This is a genomic window from Georhizobium sp. MAB10, assembly GCF_045012825.1.
In the GTDB taxonomy this organism is placed as follows: Bacteria; Pseudomonadota; Alphaproteobacteria; order Rhizobiales; family Rhizobiaceae; genus Georhizobium; species Georhizobium profundi.
Genome location: NZ_CP118314.1, coordinates 839,621 through 856,146, shown reverse-complemented (window position 1 = coordinate 856,146; position 16,526 = coordinate 839,621). Strand labels below are relative to the sequence as shown.

The following is a 16,526-nucleotide window of genomic DNA, read 5'->3' as shown; positions in this document are numbered from 1 at the left end:
CGAGGAAGTCTGCGATGGACGTCGATCAACGCCAAAGCCAGCCAGTCGCCATCGCTGGCGACGTTCGCCGCAGGCCTTTCCAGGAGCTCTCCCGTGCGTCGTCGTTCGGCGGGCAACAACTGACGCTGATCCACGACAGCGCCGCCACGGGCACCCCCATGCGCGTCAGCGTGTACCTGCCACCCGCCATCGAACGGGGAACCGTCCCGGTCGTCTATTTTCTTTCCGGCCTCAGCTGCACCGAAGAGAACTTCACGGTGAAGGCGGGCGCACAGCGCATGGCCTCGGAACTGGGGCTGATGATCGTCACGCCCGATACGAGCCCGCGCGGCGACCGTGTTCCGAACAGCGACGACGATGCACTCGGGCAAGGCGCCGGCTTCTACGTCGATTCCACCGAAGCCCCCTGGTCCGATCATTTCCAGATGTTCAGCTATGTCGCCGACGAGCTTCCGCGGTTGATCGAATGCACATTTCCGGTCATCCGAGGAAAATGCGGGATACTGGGCCATTCCATGGGCGGCCACGGTGCCCTGACGATCGCCATGCGCCATCCCGAGCGCTACGGCTCGGTTTCAGCCTTCTCACCGATCGTCGCGCCGAGCGCCGTGCCATGGGGGCGGAAGGCGTTCGCCGCCTATCTGGGCCCCGACGAAGCTGCATGGCGCGAATACGACGCCACGTTGCTGCTGCGCGATCGCGGTTTTCCCACGCAGATCCTCATCGATCAGGGCACTGATGATCCCTTCCTGCAGACGCAGCTTCAAACCGAACGCTTCATCGACGCTTTGAAGGCCCGGGGACAATCGGCGAAAGTGCGGATGCAGGCGGGCTACGACCATTCCTATTTCTTCGTCGCAACGTTTATCGACGATCATCTGCGCCACCACGCGCATATCCTGCATCAGGGCTCGGGCGGGTAGATTTGCGGTACCTCAACCTCCCCTGCCCGCCGTCGGTCCGCCCCGGGCTGGCGTGTAACCGACCAAAGCCGCGATGCCGAACACCAGGAATGTCGCAACGACGATGCCGAGCGCCATCAGGTTCGGCTCGCGGTAGATCGTGAACCGGATGAGTTCCACCACATAGGTGAACGGATTGAGCAGACAGAGCTCGTAGATCGTGACGCTGCCTTCGCGCATGCGCCAGAGCGGATAAAGCGCCGACGACATGAAGAACATCGGGAAGATGAGGAAATTCATGACGCCCGCGAAGTTCTCCAGCTGCTTGATCCATGACGACAGGAACATGCCGAGCGCGCTCAGCGTCATGCCGGTCAGGATCAGCACCGGAAACATCATGATCAGCCCGGCCACCGGCAACCGCGTGCCGAGCAGCATGGCGATGATGACGAACGCATACACCTGGATGATCGACACGAACGTTCCCGACAGCATGCGCGCCAGAAGCAGGTAGCTGCGCGGCAGCGGCGTCGACAAGAGCACCCGCATCGAACCCATCTCGCGATCATAGACCATGGACAGCGAGTTCTGCATGCCGGCGAAAAGCTGGATCATCCCGATCAGCCCCGGCACAACATAGACGTCATAGGTGATGTAGGTCTTGTAGGGCGGGATGATGGAGAGGCCGAGCGCCGCCCGAAAGCCGGCAGCGAAAACGATCAGCCAGATCAGCGGTCGCACGAGCGCGGAAAAGAAGCGGCCCTTCTGCTGCACGAAGCGCAGCATTTCGCGCGAGAGGATGGCGAAGAATGCACGTGTTGCATGTCCGCTCTTCATGCGGCGCGGACCGCTTCATGTGCCGTCATCCGGGTGAAGGCCTCATCGAGATTGGCCGCACCGGCCGATGCGACGATGGCGTCCACCTGTCCGGCAGCGACGATCCGGCCCTTGTCGAGCACGATGACGTCGTCCTCGTCTCCCACCTCGTCGACCAGATGCGTCGCCAGCAGCACCGTCATCCCCTTGTCGCGCGCGAGCGCATGCACATGCTCGATGAGCCAACGCCGCGTTGCGATATCGAGCCCCGTACTGGGTTCGTCGAGCAGCAGCAGGGCGGGATGATCGAGAAGCGCGCGGGCAACCTCCACGCGTCGCCTTTGCCCGCCGCTCAGCTTGCGCACCTTAGTCTTGTTCAGCCCCTCAAGTCCGATCGCAGCCAGAAGCATGTCGATGCGATCCTTCGCCTCAAGCCGCGTCAAGCCGCGCAGCGCCGCGAAGTAGCGAAGGTTCTGGTCGATCGTGAGATCGAGCTCCAGCGTCTGCGCCTGAAAGACGATGCCGAGCGACGACAGCGCCGCCGACCGGTCATGCCGCAGCGGATGCCCCGCGATCACCACCTCGCCTTCGCGACAGTCGAAGAGCCCGGTGATGAGGGAGAACAGCGTCGTCTTGCCGGCACCGTTCGGACCGAGAAGCGCCGTCACCTTGCCAGGCGCGAGATCGAAGCTGATGTCGTTCAGCGCGGGCTTCTTGCCGTAGCTGTAGGAGATGTTGCGAACCGAAAGTGCCGTCGGCGGCAGCGCCGTTTCAGTCATGCCTGCAGGCCGCCCTTCCTATTGCTGTTCTTCGAAGAGCTGGTTGCGGATGAGATAGCGCACGCCATGGGCCCAACTTTCATCGGTGTTGCCGCGGATGCTGGCATTGTATTTGCGCAGGAGATCGCCTGTCTCCGCATCGTGCACCGACATGCTGAGGCTGAGGATGAGCGTCGAGATTTTCTGCACGAAGCCGGTGACCACCTGGTCGGCGCCCAGCTCCCGCGCCAGCCGGCTTTCGCAGCCATTGCAGGTGCGTAGCTTCGGCATGGTGGCCAGCCGCTCCTGCATCGCATCCGTGTCGACCAGCTCGTACCCGCCCTGGTCGCGATAGGCATCGCGCAGGAGGTCCGTGATCATCTCCAGCCGTGCCGCTTCGGCCGGGTCGGGCCCACGCACTTCGCCTTCCAAGCTCGTGTCGTAGAGCTCGAAGGTGAAGATGGCGAGCTTCTCGCCCTCTGCGGCCAGACCCGGATTGATCGAGCCTAGCAAAAGCAGCCATACCAGCATGAAGCGCACGGGGATCGACGTCACGAGGCGGATCCCATGCGCAACGGCCAGCTCTGCTCGAAGACGTTTCCTTTGGTATCGGTGGCACGAGCCGTCAGCTCACCTTCACCCTGCGGCATCACGAAAAAATTGAAGCTTGGGTTCTCACTGATCGAGATATCGCCCTCGAATGTCAGTATTTCCTGACCATCGATCGACACTGCCAGGTCGTTGACATAGTGGGACGGAATCCAGAGCTGCGTCACCTGATCGGTCTGGAGACCGCTGAAATTGGGATGGCTGATCATCAGCTGAACTTCTGCGGGCTGGTCGACTTCCCAGTCGCCAATCTGGCGCATGCGCATGTCGCCCAGCCGCGCCATCGCCTGGGCGTTGTTCTTCGTCGCCGGCGCAGCGCAGCCGCCGGATGCCTTGACGAAGGTCTCCGCCATGTAGAGCTGTCCGTCATCCATCTCGGCGATCGCCCGGATGTTGGAATAGGCATTGACGCGAACGCGCGTGGCGATGTCTGCGATGCCGTTGGCGCGCGAGAAATGAAATGTGCCTGCAACCGGCGCCGGGTTTTCGTCGATCACTATCGTCAACGACTTGATGTAGCGCTCGTCATCCGGGCCGATCAGCGATTTGATGCTGATCGGCACGAGCGCCGCGTCCTGGGCGCGATCAGGGGCTTCGATCTCGAGCAAGCCGCTGCCGTCATGAACGGTACGGTCACCGCCGTAAAGTTCTGACCGGATCTCGGTCCACGCTTTGCTGTCCTGAGCCAGCGCCGGGTCCCCGGCCGGCATCACCAGGATGACGAGCAGGAGAAACCAGGACGAAATCGCGAAGCGAAGGGATGTTGAAGGTTTCATCATTCCCACTCCAGTTCCGCATAAGCTGCGATGATGTTGCGCCCGTGCCCCTCATCCCGCAATAGCCAATTCGAACCAGCGAGATCAGCGAGTTCCGCCACCGCCTCGGTCATGTCCAGTCCGTCCGCGATCGCTGCGCGCACGCCGTCGCGCAGCGAAACGAGATATCCCTTCTGTCTGGAGATCGCCTCGCGGCCGGCTCCAGGCGCCCCATGACCCGGCATCACTTGGGACACATCGCCCGACATCAACTCATCCAGAAGGTCGATCCAGCCATTGATGCTGCCGTCGACGATCGGTATCCGATCCACGAAAAGCAGGTCGCCTGCCCATAACAGTCCGGTCCGGGTGTCGAAGACGGTCAGATCGTTGTCCGTATGCGCGGCCGGCCACGCCTTGAGCAGGAGCTTGCGTCCACCGAGATCGATTTCCGCAGCGTCGTCGACGAGAAAATTCGGTTGAACGACCCTTGTGTCTCCCCCATTCAGCGACAGCGTCCTGATCTGCTCCAGATAAAAATCGCCGCGCTCCGAAAGCGCTCCGGGTAGCCGATGATGACCGACGAAGACGGGTGCCGCGTCTTCGAAGGCGCCGTGTCCGAAACAATGATCGAGATGAACATGCGTCGCGATCACGTGGCTCACGGGCTTATCCGTCACGTGGCGAACCGCAACCATCAGCGACACGCCCTGGGCGTAAGTCGTGCCTGTGTCGACGACCGCAACGCTCTCATCGCCGATGATGAATCCGATATTCGCGATCGCTCCATGATTGTCCGCGGTCATCGCTTCCTGGAGGCCGTAGCGCACATGGATCCCGTCCTCGATTTCCTGAAACGGAATATCGGATTGCCGGGCAAGCGCAGCGCCGCTCAACGGACAGCATGAAGAAAGGAAGGCAAGCATTGCCGAGCGGCAAACGAACTGCCGGCGCGTGGGCTCACCGCCGCGCACTGCCTGCCCGATCATGCCGTCGAAACTGCTGATCCGTGTCCGGCGATGGGGATGCGCTTTCATCAGTGGATCGTTGCAGCTGAGAGGTCCGGTCGCCATGGACGCACGCTCTCCAGCGCACCGTCGTCTTCAACCCATCCCGTCACCCCATCGGGAAACCAGGTGACGTCGGTGAACCCGTATTCCACCGCGCGCTTGGCGGCATTCCACGACATCCAGCAATCGCGCTCGCAAAAGAACACGAGGCCCTTCTCAGCATCCGGTCCCGCCAGTTCGTCGAGCTTCGCGTGAAACGCCGCGTCTTCGCCGGGTTGCAGCTTCCCGTAACCCATATTCGCAAGCCAATGGGCACCCGGAATGGTCTCCCGCTCGGGCTCGCGCCACACGCTGTCATCCGGCCGATCGTCAGGTAAAGGTGGTGCCGGCATCACGTCGATCAGCACGACATTGTCCGACCCAACCAGTGCACGCATAGCGGCAACATCGATCGTCTGTGCCCCTGCGACACCATCGGGAACGGGGGCCCGGTAATTGTCCATACGGTAAGTCAGGGCTTCCGCGGCAGCCTGACCATTGGCGTCCTCGTCGCCCTCGCTCCTGAGTTCGGAGCGTTGCTGCGTGCCCGCCTGTGACTCACTGCCCCCTGCATCATCGGGCTCTTGTGCCGGTTCTGCAGCGGCGGGCAGCGTCATGGGCAGGATCAGCTTGCCGGCATTGTCGAGGAGAGGCACGCCATAGGACTGCAGGATCGCGTCGATGTCGGCCTTGTGCTCCATCAGGATCGCGTTGAGCTGATCCTTCCAGTCGTTCTCGCCGTGCCGGATTCCCATCGAGATCCGGTAGTCGACGCGCTCCGTGCCGCGCGCTGCCTGAAGTGGCTCCATCACGAGGTTCGGATCGATCTGCTGGATCCAGTATCCGGCAAGCGGCCCCCACACGAGCGCCGCATCGGTATCGCCATCCGCCACATCCTGCACCATGTCTCGGGCTGGCTTGTCGATCCGCGTATCGACGATCAGCGGATAGTGCTTGGACTGGTCGAGATGGCCGTAGCGCGCCGCTGTGGTCGCGCCTGGCGTTCCCGGCTGAATGCCGATTCTGAGATTGTCGAAGCTCGGATCATCCAGATCGCCCGAAGGCAGCACCAGATCCGCCCTGTGCACGATCATGTAGGCGGCGCGGTAATAAGGATTGGTGTTCTGCATGAGTTCATTGGTCGTCGCGACGCCGATGACGACATCGCAGCGCGATGCCCCGAGCGTCATGCGCACGAAGCCAACCGTTTGCGGAAACCAGGTGTAATCGATCGGCACGCCAAGTTCGTCTGCGATCAACTCGGCGATCTTGTTCTCGAACCCCTCACCCTTGTCGTTCGAATAAGGGAGATTGCCTGGGTCAGCGCACACTCTCAGCCGGGTCCGGTCGACGATCTCACCCAGCAGCGAGCGGCCAAAGCTCCCCTGCTGGGCGCCGATCGACCCCATCCCGCCCGGCGTCGTGCCCGCCGGGGTTTGAGCCTCGGCTCCAATCTGCCCGAGACCCATCGCTACGATCACGAAAGAAAGCGCAAGAATGAACCTGGTTGGATGGAGCCGGCCGGTCATTGGTTCGCCTGCCATTCCTGGAAGACCGGATCGTTTTCCGGATCGATGCGATCGGGACGACCGCGGCCGATGGCGTCGTCGGCACGTGCCTTCAGGTAGGCGTAGATGTGGTCGATGTAGAGCATGACGTCGACATTGTCCCCGAAGGCAGGCATGACCGAGTTGCCGCTGGCGCCACTTGAACTGCGGCCATTGGCGACGGTCGCGGCAAAGTCAGCATAGGACATGTCCTTCAGCGAATTCACCAAGGCGGGCGCGAACGTGCTGCCCATGCCATCCGGACCGTGACAGGTGTGGCAGGTGTTGTGATACCGGCGAAAGCCATTGTAGGTGCCGTAATCCACCTTCCCGTCCTCGACGATGTAAGGCTTGTCTTCCCAATCGACTGCCTCATCCTGGGCTTGGGCGGGGGCAAGGGATGCGGCTGTAAAGAGCAGCATCGCGCCGCAAAAGCCGGTGGCGGCCGACATCAGATAGTTCATCAGGATCTCCTCGGGATGGTCTTTGAGCTTCCTTCGGATCGAGCAGGCGATCATGAGGAAGTCTTTCAACTGGATTCGCGGCCCGGCTAAAACGACCGGGCCGCGCGATGTTCAGGAACGATGCAGAACGCGTGCTGCCATCATTCGCTCGGGAGGCTGAACACCGTCAGCTGGCCGCCAAGCTGGGTGTAATCGGACAGCGACTGATACGCGCCCACAGCACCCAGACCGTCGGTACCTTCCGTCAGACCTGCGGCAAGACCAATGCCCGCCCAGCCGCCAATGCCCGAGAGCACGGCCACATACTGCTTGCCGTCATGCTCATAGGTGTTGACGTTGCCGATGATCCCGGATGGCGTCTTGAAGCGGTAGAGCTCCTCGCCCGTCTCCATGTCGACGGCTTTCAGGTACCCTTCGAGCGTGCCGTAAAACACGATGTCGCCAGCCGTCGCCAAGGCGCCCGACCAGACCGAGAACGGTTCTTCAACCGACCAGACGATTTCGCCTGCAGCCGCGTCCCAGGCAATGAAGTTGCCCATGCCACCGTGGCTGTCAGGGGCCGGATACATCGACAGGGTTGCGCCCACGTAAGGCTGGCCTGCTGTGTAGGAAACCTGGAAAGGCTCGTAATCCATGCAGACGTGGTTCGTCGGAATGTAGAAGAGGCCGGTTTCCGGCGAGTAGGCCGAAGGCTGCTGGTCCTTCGTGCCGAGTGCGGCTGGGCAGATGCCTTCCGAGTTCACGTCGACACCGTTCTGGGCAGTGGAGTATTCGGCAACGACCTGCGGCCGACCGTACTGCTCGTCGTCCTCATTCATGACGACTTCCGTCGCCCAGTTGACCGCGGGATCGTATTTCGCAGCCACAAGCAGCTCGCCCGTCTCGCGGTCGAGCGTGTAGGCAAAGCCGTTGCGGTCGGGGTGGAACAGAACCTTCCGTTGCTCACCGTCGATTTCCATGTCGACGAGGATGTTTTCGTTGACGCCGTCATAGTCCCACTCGTCGTGGGGTGTCATCTGGTAGACCCACTTCGCAACGCCGGTATCGAGGTCACGCGCGAAGATCGTCATCGACCAGCGATTGTCGCCGGGACGCTGCGCCGGGTTCCACGTTCCCGGGTTGCCCGAACCATAATAGACGAGGTTCAGTTCCGGGTCGTAGGACACCCAGCCCCAGACGGTGCCACCGCCGAGCTGCCACTGGTCGCCTTCCCAGGTGTCGACGCTCGAGTTTTCGCCGACCGGTTCACCGAGATGGGTGGTGTTCTCCGGATCGAGAAGGATCTGGTCGTCCGGCCCGACGGAATAGGCACGCCATTCCTGTTCGCCCGTCTCCAGATTATAGGCCGTCATGTGGCCCTGGACACCGAACTCGCCGCCGGAATTGCCGACAAGCACCTTGTCGCCCGCAATCAGCGGCGACATCGTGCCGGTCTCGCCCTTGGAAGGATCGCCATTCTGCGTCTTCCAAAGCTCCTCGCCCGTCTTGGCATCGAGCGCGACCACGTTCGTGTCGGCCTGGTGAAGAATGATCTTGCCGTCGCCATAGGCCACGCCACGGTTGACCGTATCGCAGCACATGACGGGGATGACATTCGGGTCCTGCTCGGGCTCGTAGCGCCAGATGATCCGGCCATTGTCGTTGAGATCGAGCGCAAAGACCTTGTTGGGGAATGGCGTGTGGACATACATAACGCCGTCGATGACGAGCGGGCCACCTTCATGGCCGCGCAGGACGCCGGTGGAGAAAGACCACGCGACTTGAAGATCGCCGACGTTATCCTTGTTGATCTCCTCCAATTCGCTGTAGCGCGTGGCGGAGTAATTGCCGAGCTGCATCACCCAGTTCTTGGCATTCTGCTGCATCTCGACAAGTTCGTCGTTCGCAGAGGCAAGCGATGTCGTAGCGGCCAGAGCCAGCACCGAACATGCCGCCATCAATCCGATTTTTTTCATATCCTCCATCCCCATCTGATCGTCCTCCCGTCACGCCTCGCGACCGGCCTTGTTGCTGCCGACACGGACACTGACGCCCAGGCTAGGCTCGGCGCAGTCTGGAAATTTTGGATGGCGCCCCCGGCTGTGTCGATAGAACGTTAGTACTGCGAAGTACTGACGCATCAGATCGGACGTTTTTGTGCAATGCATTATTAGGGATTTGCACTGCAACCACGAGGCGGGCCGCAGCAGACGAGCTGGTTCAACGAACGTTGCTTGGCAGGCCGTAAGTACTATTGTTGCGCCTGAGGCGGGATGGAAAAATTCGGCCCAATCTAATCGCATTCACGGTTCGTTTCTTGCTGCCGCGCCTTGGCGCGACCGCAGCAATGATTTTGCTGAATTTTTGACAGTAGCCAGCATCGAGATACCGCCTGCGGCTTCGCTTCATCGGGGCCGTGCGGCCGGATTCACCTTAGATTTGGAGGAGACAGACAGATGGCCATACTTGCGCGAGGCGGGTGCCGTTGCGACAGCAACCCGGTGCGGTTCGAATACAACAAGGAGCCGGCAGAGGTGCATTTCTGCCTCTGTACCGATTGCACCGATACGTGCGGCGGTGCCCTCGCCCTGATCGCCGTGGTCGAGCGCAGCGCCTTCACGATCACAGCCGGCGAGGAAAAAATCCGCAATATCGATACGAAGCCCACGTGCCACCGCCGCTACTGTGCCGATTGCGGCTGCCACATGTTTCTCTATGTCGACGCTTTCCCGGACCATCTGTTGATCCATGTGCCGACGATAGATCGGGACACGGACATCGGTGGCGAGCCCGATCGCTGGGTTTTCGTCAACTCCAAGCATCCGATGGTGACGATTCCCGACGACGGCCTTCCGCGCCATCCCGGCTGGGCCGCGAGCGGTGACCCCGTTCAAGCGGCATGAGGCAGAACGCGCATCAAAGCGGCTGAATGGTGCATCCTGGGTTTTCGGACCCGCTCCTGTTTCTGGCCCAAGAGCGAGGCTATAACCCAGCCCCCTCAAGGGAAGATTGTTGCTCGGCGCTCTCTGGGCAGCTTGCGACATGGTCTACGCCACCGCACGATTCCTCCGCGTCCAGTTGCAGAGGATTGTCGCGTGTAGACGCTTCTTCAACGAAAAAGAGCGCAGGCCATGCAGCCTGCGCTCTATCATTTTGCCGGAGAACTTGTTTCTGCAAGCGCCCCGGGGCGGATCAGTTTCCTAGAACAGGACGGGTTCGTCACCGTCCGCCGGTGCATAGCGGTTGATTTCCATTCCGCAGCTGACTTCGATGAATTTCGGTGCACGCCAGGTCATGTTTCCTCCAATTCAGTGAACGTGGACTGCCACGTTGGCAGAAGCCATTCCAACACTACGGCAAGTACATTGCAATGGTGCCTGCCTCGCCGGCCATAGTACCTTCGTACTTGATCAGATCATTGCAGCAACGCTAATGCTGCAACGCAATATAATCTCGCTTTGCGACGCTGGATACTAAAGGACCTGTTTGCCTTTTCCCTCCTGGTTGCTACGCAAGGCATGATGCTGGCTTGTGCTGCATCGCGGAGGAGGATTTGGAAGACAACAACGCCATTCGTGCACTCGTTTTGGGAGCGGCAGCTGGCGGCGGCCTGCCGCAGTGGAACTGTGGCTGCGCGAACTGCCGGCTGGCACGCAACCCGAATGGCGGGCTCCGCCCGCAGACGCAGTCCTCGCTCGCCGTCACTGCCAACGGGCATGATTGGGCGCTTCTCAACGCCTCTCCGGATATCAGGTCGCAGATCGAAGCCAATCCGGTCTTGCATCCGCGCGCCTTGAGGGACACGCCGATAGCCAGCGTGCTCGTGACGAATGGCGATATCGATCATATCGCCGGTCTGTTGATCCTGCGGGAGAAACAGCCCTTCCGCTTGTTCACCACGCCGGCCATCGGAGACATCCTGGCGGCGAACCCCGTGTTCGAGGTGCTCGACTCGAACTGCGTCGAGCGTATCACGGTCGCCTTGGATCAGCCTTTCACGCTGGTCAACGGCATCGAAGCCACCCTCTTCGCTGTGCCGGGCAAGCTGCCGCTTTTCATGGAAGGCGAGAACCCGGAAACGGCTCTGGAAGGTGAGCAGACGGTCGGGGTCGAGCTGACGGGCTCAGGCAAGCGGATCTACTACATTCCCGGCTGCGGCCGCCTGACCGACCGGCTGACCGATCGCATCGGAGGCGCCGATCTCCTCTTCTTCGACGGCACGGTCTTTAACGACGACGAGATGGCCCGCGCCGGCACCGGTCTCAAAACGGGCCGCCGTATGGGGCATATGCCGATGTCCGGCGAAGGAGGCAGCATCGATGCCTTGAAGGGTCTGGCCATCGGGCGCACCATCTATGTGCATATCAACAATACCAATCCGGTGTGGCAGCAGGGACCCGAGCGACGCGCAGCCGAACAGGCGGGCTATGAAATCGGATATGACGGGATGGAGGTTCATCTGACATGACGGCGCAGCCGCGAGAAACTTTCGAAGCGCGTCTCCGGGCAATTGGCGAGACTCGTTACCACGACAAGCATCCATTCCATGGCCTGCTCCATGGCGGCCAGTGCACGATGACCCAGGTGCGCGCCTGGGTCATCAACCGCTACTATTACCAAAGCCGCATCCCCATGAAGGACGCTGCCTTTCTCTCGCGCTGCACGGATCCCGACCTGCGCCGCGCTTGGCGCTCCCGCATCGAAGATCACGATGGCGGCGTCGCCGAAGGCGGCGGCATTCGACGCTGGCTGAGACTTGCCGAAGCCGTCGGTCTCGATCCGGGCTATGTGGCTTCAACCGAAGGCGTTTTGCCTGCCACGCGTTTTGCCGTGGACGCATATGTGGCGTTCGTACGGGAGAAGCCGATGCTGGAGGCCGTCGCCGCATCGCTGACAGAACTGTTTGCACCGAAGATCCACAGCCAGCGGATCGCCGGTCTGCTCGAACACTATGCCTTCGCCGACGATGCGGCGCTCTCGTACTTCCGAACACGTTTGAACGAAGCACCCAAGGATGTTGCTTTCGGCCTCGCTTACGTTCTCGACCATGCCGATACGCTGGAAAAACAGGATGCAGCTGCTGCGGCCCTGACCTTCAAGACCGACGTGCTCTGGTCGCAGCTTGACGCCTTGCATTCCGCCTATGTCACGCCGGCACGCATTCCACCCGGTGGATGGGATGGAGAAACGGGCGTACGGGAAAGCGCTCAGTACCAAGGAGCCGCCCAATGAACGGCGAGACATCTGCCGCACGGATCGACGGGGCGACGATCGCAAAGCTTGCGCGCGGCGTGCGGCTGCGCGACGATGCGGTGCGCGGCCAGCAGGTGCTGCTCGCGCCCGAACGCGCCATGGCTCTGGACGAGATCGCAGTGAGAATCGTCCACGCCCTTGATGGTGTCCGATCGATCGATGCGATCACCGATGCATTCGCGGCAGAGTTCGGCGCACCGCGCGACCAGATCGCTGGAGACGTGATTGCCTTCGTGCAGGAGCTCTCCGATCGACGCATGCTGGAGATTCTCTCATGACAGCCATTCAGTCCCTGGAACGGACAGCCGCAGCGCCGTTGGAAACGCTCCGCATTCCGCCGCCCATGGCGCTTCTGGCCGAACTGACGCATCGCTGTCCGCTGGCCTGCCCCTATTGTTCCAACCCGCTCCAATTGACGGGCCTGCGCGAGGAACTGACGACAGAGGAATGGATTCGGGTGTTCGCGGAAGCGGCCGCACTCGGCATCCTGCACCTGCATCTCTCAGGCGGCGAGCCCGCTTCGCGGCGCGATCTCGTGGACCTGACCAAAGCGGCGGCCGATCTCGGCCTCTATACCAATCTCATCACCTCCGGCGTCGGCCTCACGGAAGGGCGGGTGCAGCAACTGTCCGATGCGGGGCTCGACCATGTCCAGCTCTCGCTGCAGGGGGCCAACGCGGCAATGGCCGATCATGTCGGCGGCTACCGGGGAGGGTATGAGCGCAAGATGGCCGTCGCCGCGTGGGTCCGGCTGGCTGGTATTCCGCTCACCGTCAACGCAGTCTGCCACAAGCAGAACATGGACCAGCTCGACGAGATGCTCGATCTCGCCGTTCGTCTGGGCGCACGACGCATCGAAATTGCGACGGTGCAGTTTCACGGCTGGGCCGAACGCAACCGGGAAGCCCTGATGCCGACGCAGGAGCAGGTGGTGCGCACCAATGCGACCGTTGCCGCCGCGCGCGAGCGTTTGAAGGGCGTTCTCGTCATCGACTACGTCCCGGCCGATCACCACTCGACATACCCGAAGGCCTGTATGGGTGGCTGGGGCCGCATCGGCCTCAATGTCGAACCCTCCGGCAAGGTGCTCCCCTGCCATGCCGCATCGACAATCCCGTCGCTGCGCTTCGATAACGTCCGCGAGCGACCCTTGGCCGATATCTGGTATCGCGGAGACGCCTTCAACGCATTTCGCGGCGACGCTTGGATGCAGGAGCCTTGCCGGTCCTGCGAACGAAAACACATCGATTTCGGCGGCTGCCGCTGCCAGGCGATGGCGCTCACCGGCGATCCGGCGGCAACGGATCCGGTCTGCATCCGCTCGCCCCTGCGCCCGATGCTGGAAGCAGCCGCCGCCAGCGACGGCGCTGCTACGCCCGGTGCATTCGTCTACCGCACGATGAAACCGCAGTGATCGGGAACGACGTCTGCGACAGCTGCCCGAAACACCACCTCGTTCATCGATGATCTCAGCCTCAGATCACTGTGACGGCGTCACACGCCGAACGTCGATCGTGGTGCCCTGCTGGCAGATGGACATCTCCGCAATGACACCATCGACCGTGACGCGATCGCCCGGGTAGAAGCCGCGGATGTCACCGGCAAGCGAATAGGTTCGACCATCGTCCCCGCGCATCGTGGGGCATTCCACACCCTGCCGCGTGAGCGTGCCGGAAACGGAAAAGAGCGGCCGCTCGGGTCGGCTTGGGCGGCCGATCACCTGATAGGCATCAGCCACCGCGCGCGCCCGGCCGTTTCGGCTCTGGAGACCGAAAAAAATCTGTTGTCCGGGGCGGGCCCAATTCGGCAAGCCGACGGCAATGTTGACGCCGCCGCGTCGATCGGCACGAGCATTTCCGATCACCTGAAGACGATAGGGGCTATCGCCGGCCATGATCTGGACCCGGCTCCCGGGCTCGAAGCCCGACCCACGCAACGCGACATCGTCATCGATCCGGCCTCTGGACTGATCCAACGTCAGCGAAAGCTGCGCCACAGGCGCATCCGCCGGCAAATAGATCGTCTGCCCGACCCGAAGGAAACGAGGATCAACGCCCCGGTTCAGGAACTGGAGCTCGGATAGCGGAATGCCGGCGCTGCGAGCGATCGAGGACATCGTGTCTCCCGGCCGCACGCTGTAACGCACGACCTCCCGCTCGATGAAGCGCCCCTGTGCAAGAGCCGGAGGAGCCAAAACCGCTTGGCTGACGGGAGAAAAGCAGAAGAGAGAAGCTGCGATCAGAATTGAAAGACGACGCATCGTGACACCCATGAATTGACCGTCACAACGCGTACACAGGTCAGCCTGAACGCGAAGTGAATTTTTTGTAACGTGGCGCTTCATGACCCTGCGGCGTCAGCTTCGGCCATGATCCGAGAGCCACTGACCCGCCTTTGCCGGGTGCTGGCCCAGGTTCGTGCCGAGCGCCGCTGCAGCGGGGGCGACGATTCCCGGCAGCGGTGATGCTATTAGTATTTGGTTTTTGTGATTTGGTGGCGGGGGCTCGCAGCCGCCTTTCTCGAACAAATGTGAGTATCTTTAGAAATTGAAGCTGGATGACCTCGATGGGTTGATGGACTGCTTCTACCGTTCACCAACCAAGCTGTTCAGGATGCCATCGGCATTGATGATCGACTGAGCGATCTCGATGGTCGAGGTTCGCTTTGACATCGCTTGGTTTCGAATGATCTTGTAGGCTTCCTTCTCGTTGACGCCGTGGTGCCGCATCAGGATGAACTTGGCGTCCGCGATCTTCTGGACGTTCTCGATCTTCGCCTTGAGCTTGAGGATCTCGCCGTCATAGCTCTTGTTCACATGCCAGACACGGCGCGCCATCAGGATGTTGCTCATAACACCGAAGGGCCGCAGCGGCTTTGCAATCACCGTATGCACGCTGAGATCAATAAGACCTTGCAGCACAGATGGGTTCTCATAGCCGATGATACCGATCAGCGTGGGGCGATTGATCGTTTCGCGGCCGAGAAGCGCGACGGTTTTCTCGGCAACGGCCTCAGTTATCTCCAGAAAGATGACGTCAGTGCCCTCGGGCACCTCGTTCGGCATCTGCCAGAGGTTGGCGACATTGCATCCGATGCGGCTGATTTGTTTGAGAAGCTCCTCTATCTCCCCGTCTCGCGGATGAATGACCAGGACATTCAAGCCACGCACTTCGTTGATGAGGTCAGTCATTGCCCAATCGCCCCCACCTCAGACAAACCTAACGCTGTAAAGAGCGCTTTGGGCGATGCAAACGCAAGCTCCAGTCGTCCAATCCGGGGTTAACCAGGTAAGGATCCGGCTTGATCGAGCGTTTCACCTCCTGTTCGACGACATATTCGCCGCGTTCGTCGACTTTTCCGATCCGCGACTGAAGATATGTGTGCGAATTGTCGGGATCGATCTTCACCTGCCCTTGAGGCGCGTCGAACACGGAACCCAAGAGCGCTTCGCGAAGCGCATCGGTGTCGACCGATCGGGTCTTGGCGAGCGCGCGTGCAAAAAGGTGAACTTGGAAATAGGTCGCCTCGCAGCAGCTGGTCACATGCGTGATCGATCCGAACATCTCTTTGTATCGCGTCAAAAAGGCCGTGTTGGCCTCGCTTTCGATATTGCGAAAATAGGGAGCAGCCGTGATGTGCCCGACGGCCGCGTCGACACCCATTTCCGCAATCTCCGCTTCGTTCGTCGTAAGGCTTCCGATCGGGATCCGGCTGGAATCGCAGCCCGCCTGGTGGAAGGCGCGATAGAAGTTCACCGTCCCCTGCCCGACGACGGTCGAGAAGATTACGTCAGGTTCGGCAGCTTTGATCTCGGCAATGATCTCGGCAAAGTCGTCCTCTGAAGCATCGAGCGATACGTACCGTTCGCCGATGACATCTCCACCGCCCTGGCGAACGACGTTGCGCATGACGCGATTGGACTCGCGCGGATAGATGTAGTCCGACCCGACGAAGAAGAACCGATCTCCGTAATTTTCCATCAGGTATCTCGCGAGAGGCACACTGTTCTGATTAGGCGTTGCTCCGCCATAAATCACGTTCGGTGAGTACTCGAACCCCTCGTACAGCGTCGGATAAAAGAAGAGGGCATTGCGCCGCTCGATAACTGGGAGAACTTCCTTGCGAGCAGACGACATGTAGCAGCCAAAAATCACGTTGGCCTTGTCTTCGACGATCAGGCGCTCGGCAAGCCGGCCATATTCCGACACGACCGATTTGGGATCGTAGACGACGGGCTCGATCATCCGGCCATCGACGCCTCCGGCTGCGTTGATCTCACTGATCGCCAGCAAAGCACCATTTCTCTGCGACTGTTCGATGACCGACGTTACGCCCGTGTAGGAAAAGAGAACTCCAACTTTCCAAGGCTTCCCGGTGCCGGCTTCGGCCATCTG

At 61.1% G+C, this 16,526-nt stretch carries 18 protein-coding genes; 6 read left to right on the top strand and 12 right to left on the bottom strand.

The genetic code is table 11. From position 1 onward, the window contains the following. The first annotated feature begins 14 nt into the window (after positions 1–14). Positions 15–923, top strand: a complete 909-nt coding sequence (fghA, locus tag PU133_RS03925) for an S-formylglutathione hydrolase (protein ID WP_404863573.1) — start codon at positions 15–17, stop codon at positions 921–923. A gap of 12 nt (positions 924–935) precedes the next feature. On the opposite strand, the gene PU133_RS03920 is transcribed toward fghA, so the two are convergent. The 8 genes from PU133_RS03920 to PU133_RS03885 form a co-directional block, all read right to left on the bottom strand. Continuing rightward, on the bottom strand, positions 936–1,739 hold the full coding sequence (locus PU133_RS03920; protein WP_404863572.1) for an ABC transporter permease: 804 nt from the start codon (positions 1,737–1,739) through the stop codon (positions 936–938). After that, complete coding sequence (locus PU133_RS03915; RefSeq protein ID WP_404863571.1) at positions 1,736–2,497, bottom strand: ATP-binding cassette domain-containing protein; 762 nt, start codon at positions 2,495–2,497, stop codon at positions 1,736–1,738. Before PU133_RS03915 ends, PU133_RS03920 begins: the two co-directional genes overlap by 4 nt. An 18-nt stretch (positions 2,498–2,515) precedes the next feature. After that, positions 2,516–3,031: a DUF3280 domain-containing protein gene (locus tag PU133_RS03910; RefSeq protein WP_404863570.1), complete on the bottom strand. Its 516-nt coding sequence runs from the start codon at positions 3,029–3,031 to the stop codon at positions 2,516–2,518. Further along, positions 3,028–3,864: a quinoprotein dehydrogenase-associated SoxYZ-like carrier gene (locus PU133_RS03905; RefSeq protein ID WP_404863569.1), complete on the bottom strand. Its 837-nt coding sequence runs from the start codon at positions 3,862–3,864 to the stop codon at positions 3,028–3,030. Before PU133_RS03905 ends, PU133_RS03910 begins: the two co-directional genes overlap by 4 nt. Further along, a complete protein-coding gene (locus PU133_RS03900) occupies positions 3,861–4,877 on the bottom strand; it encodes a quinoprotein relay system zinc metallohydrolase 2 (RefSeq protein ID WP_404863568.1) in 1,017 nt (338 codons plus the stop codon). The genes PU133_RS03905 and PU133_RS03900 overlap by 4 nt, the downstream gene beginning before the upstream one ends. Then, entirely contained in the window at positions 4,877–6,418 is a 1,542-nt protein-coding gene (locus tag PU133_RS03895) for a quinoprotein dehydrogenase-associated putative ABC transporter substrate-binding protein (protein ID WP_404863567.1), read from the bottom strand. Before PU133_RS03895 ends, PU133_RS03900 begins: the two co-directional genes overlap by 1 nt. Continuing rightward, a complete protein-coding gene (locus PU133_RS03890) occupies positions 6,415–6,900 on the bottom strand; it encodes a c-type cytochrome, methanol metabolism-related (protein ID WP_404863566.1) in 486 nt (161 codons plus the stop codon). Before PU133_RS03890 ends, PU133_RS03895 begins: the two co-directional genes overlap by 4 nt. A 140-nt stretch (positions 6,901–7,040) precedes the next feature. Beyond that, positions 7,041–8,837 (bottom strand): methanol/ethanol family PQQ-dependent dehydrogenase, encoded by a 1,797-nt coding sequence (locus PU133_RS03885; protein ID WP_205665560.1) that lies wholly within the window; start codon positions 8,835–8,837, stop codon positions 7,041–7,043. Positions 8,838–9,335: 498 nt separating this feature from the next. Here PU133_RS03885 and PU133_RS03880 point away from each other — a divergent pair, with 498 nt between their 5' ends. Then, a complete protein-coding gene (locus tag PU133_RS03880) occupies positions 9,336–9,782 on the top strand; it encodes a GFA family protein (RefSeq protein ID WP_126007879.1) in 447 nt (148 codons plus the stop codon). Positions 9,783–10,079: 297 nt separating this feature from the next. Here PU133_RS03880 and pqqA read toward each other — a convergent pair whose 3' ends face one another. Beyond that, the gene (gene pqqA / locus PU133_RS03875) at positions 10,080–10,175 is read right to left on the bottom strand and encodes a pyrroloquinoline quinone precursor peptide PqqA (RefSeq protein ID WP_126007877.1); all 96 of its coding nucleotides are present in this window, start codon (positions 10,173–10,175) and stop codon (positions 10,080–10,082) included. Between the two features lie 257 nt (positions 10,176–10,432). Between pqqA and pqqB the strand changes: the two genes are divergently transcribed. The 4 genes from pqqB to pqqE are packed head-to-tail and all read left to right on the top strand — an operon-like array spanning position 10,433 to position 13,546. Then, the gene (gene pqqB, locus PU133_RS03870; RefSeq protein ID WP_404863565.1) at positions 10,433–11,347 is read left to right on the top strand and encodes a pyrroloquinoline quinone biosynthesis protein PqqB; all 915 of its coding nucleotides are present in this window, start codon (positions 10,433–10,435) and stop codon (positions 11,345–11,347) included. Further along, complete coding sequence (gene pqqC / locus PU133_RS03865; protein WP_404863564.1) at positions 11,344–12,111, top strand: pyrroloquinoline-quinone synthase PqqC; 768 nt, start codon at positions 11,344–11,346, stop codon at positions 12,109–12,111. The genes pqqB and pqqC overlap by 4 nt, the downstream gene beginning before the upstream one ends. Further along, entirely contained in the window at positions 12,108–12,410 is a 303-nt protein-coding gene (pqqD, locus tag PU133_RS03860) for a pyrroloquinoline quinone biosynthesis peptide chaperone PqqD (RefSeq protein WP_404863563.1), read from the top strand. Before pqqC ends, pqqD begins: the two co-directional genes overlap by 4 nt. Beyond that, positions 12,407–13,546: a pyrroloquinoline quinone biosynthesis protein PqqE gene (gene pqqE / locus PU133_RS03855; protein WP_404863562.1), complete on the top strand. Its 1,140-nt coding sequence runs from the start codon at positions 12,407–12,409 to the stop codon at positions 13,544–13,546. The genes pqqD and pqqE overlap by 4 nt, the downstream gene beginning before the upstream one ends. A 66-nt stretch (positions 13,547–13,612) precedes the next feature. Here the strand turns inward: pqqE and PU133_RS03850 are convergent, their stop codons facing one another. The 3 genes from PU133_RS03850 to PU133_RS03840 all read right to left on the bottom strand — a co-directional run bounded on the left by PU133_RS03850 (position 13,613) and on the right by PU133_RS03840 (position 16,523). Beyond that, positions 13,613–14,392, bottom strand: coding sequence for a DUF5818 domain-containing protein (locus PU133_RS03850; protein ID WP_404863561.1), 780 nt, complete (start codon positions 14,390–14,392; stop codon positions 13,613–13,615). 324 nt (positions 14,393–14,716) lie between these two features. Then, positions 14,717–15,322: an ANTAR domain-containing response regulator gene (locus tag PU133_RS03845; RefSeq protein WP_404863560.1), complete on the bottom strand. Its 606-nt coding sequence runs from the start codon at positions 15,320–15,322 to the stop codon at positions 14,717–14,719. Between the two features lie 28 nt (positions 15,323–15,350). Next, positions 15,351–16,523, bottom strand: coding sequence for a transporter substrate-binding domain-containing protein (locus PU133_RS03840; protein ID WP_126007861.1), 1,173 nt, complete (start codon positions 16,521–16,523; stop codon positions 15,351–15,353). Positions 16,524–16,526 lie beyond the last annotated feature (3 nt).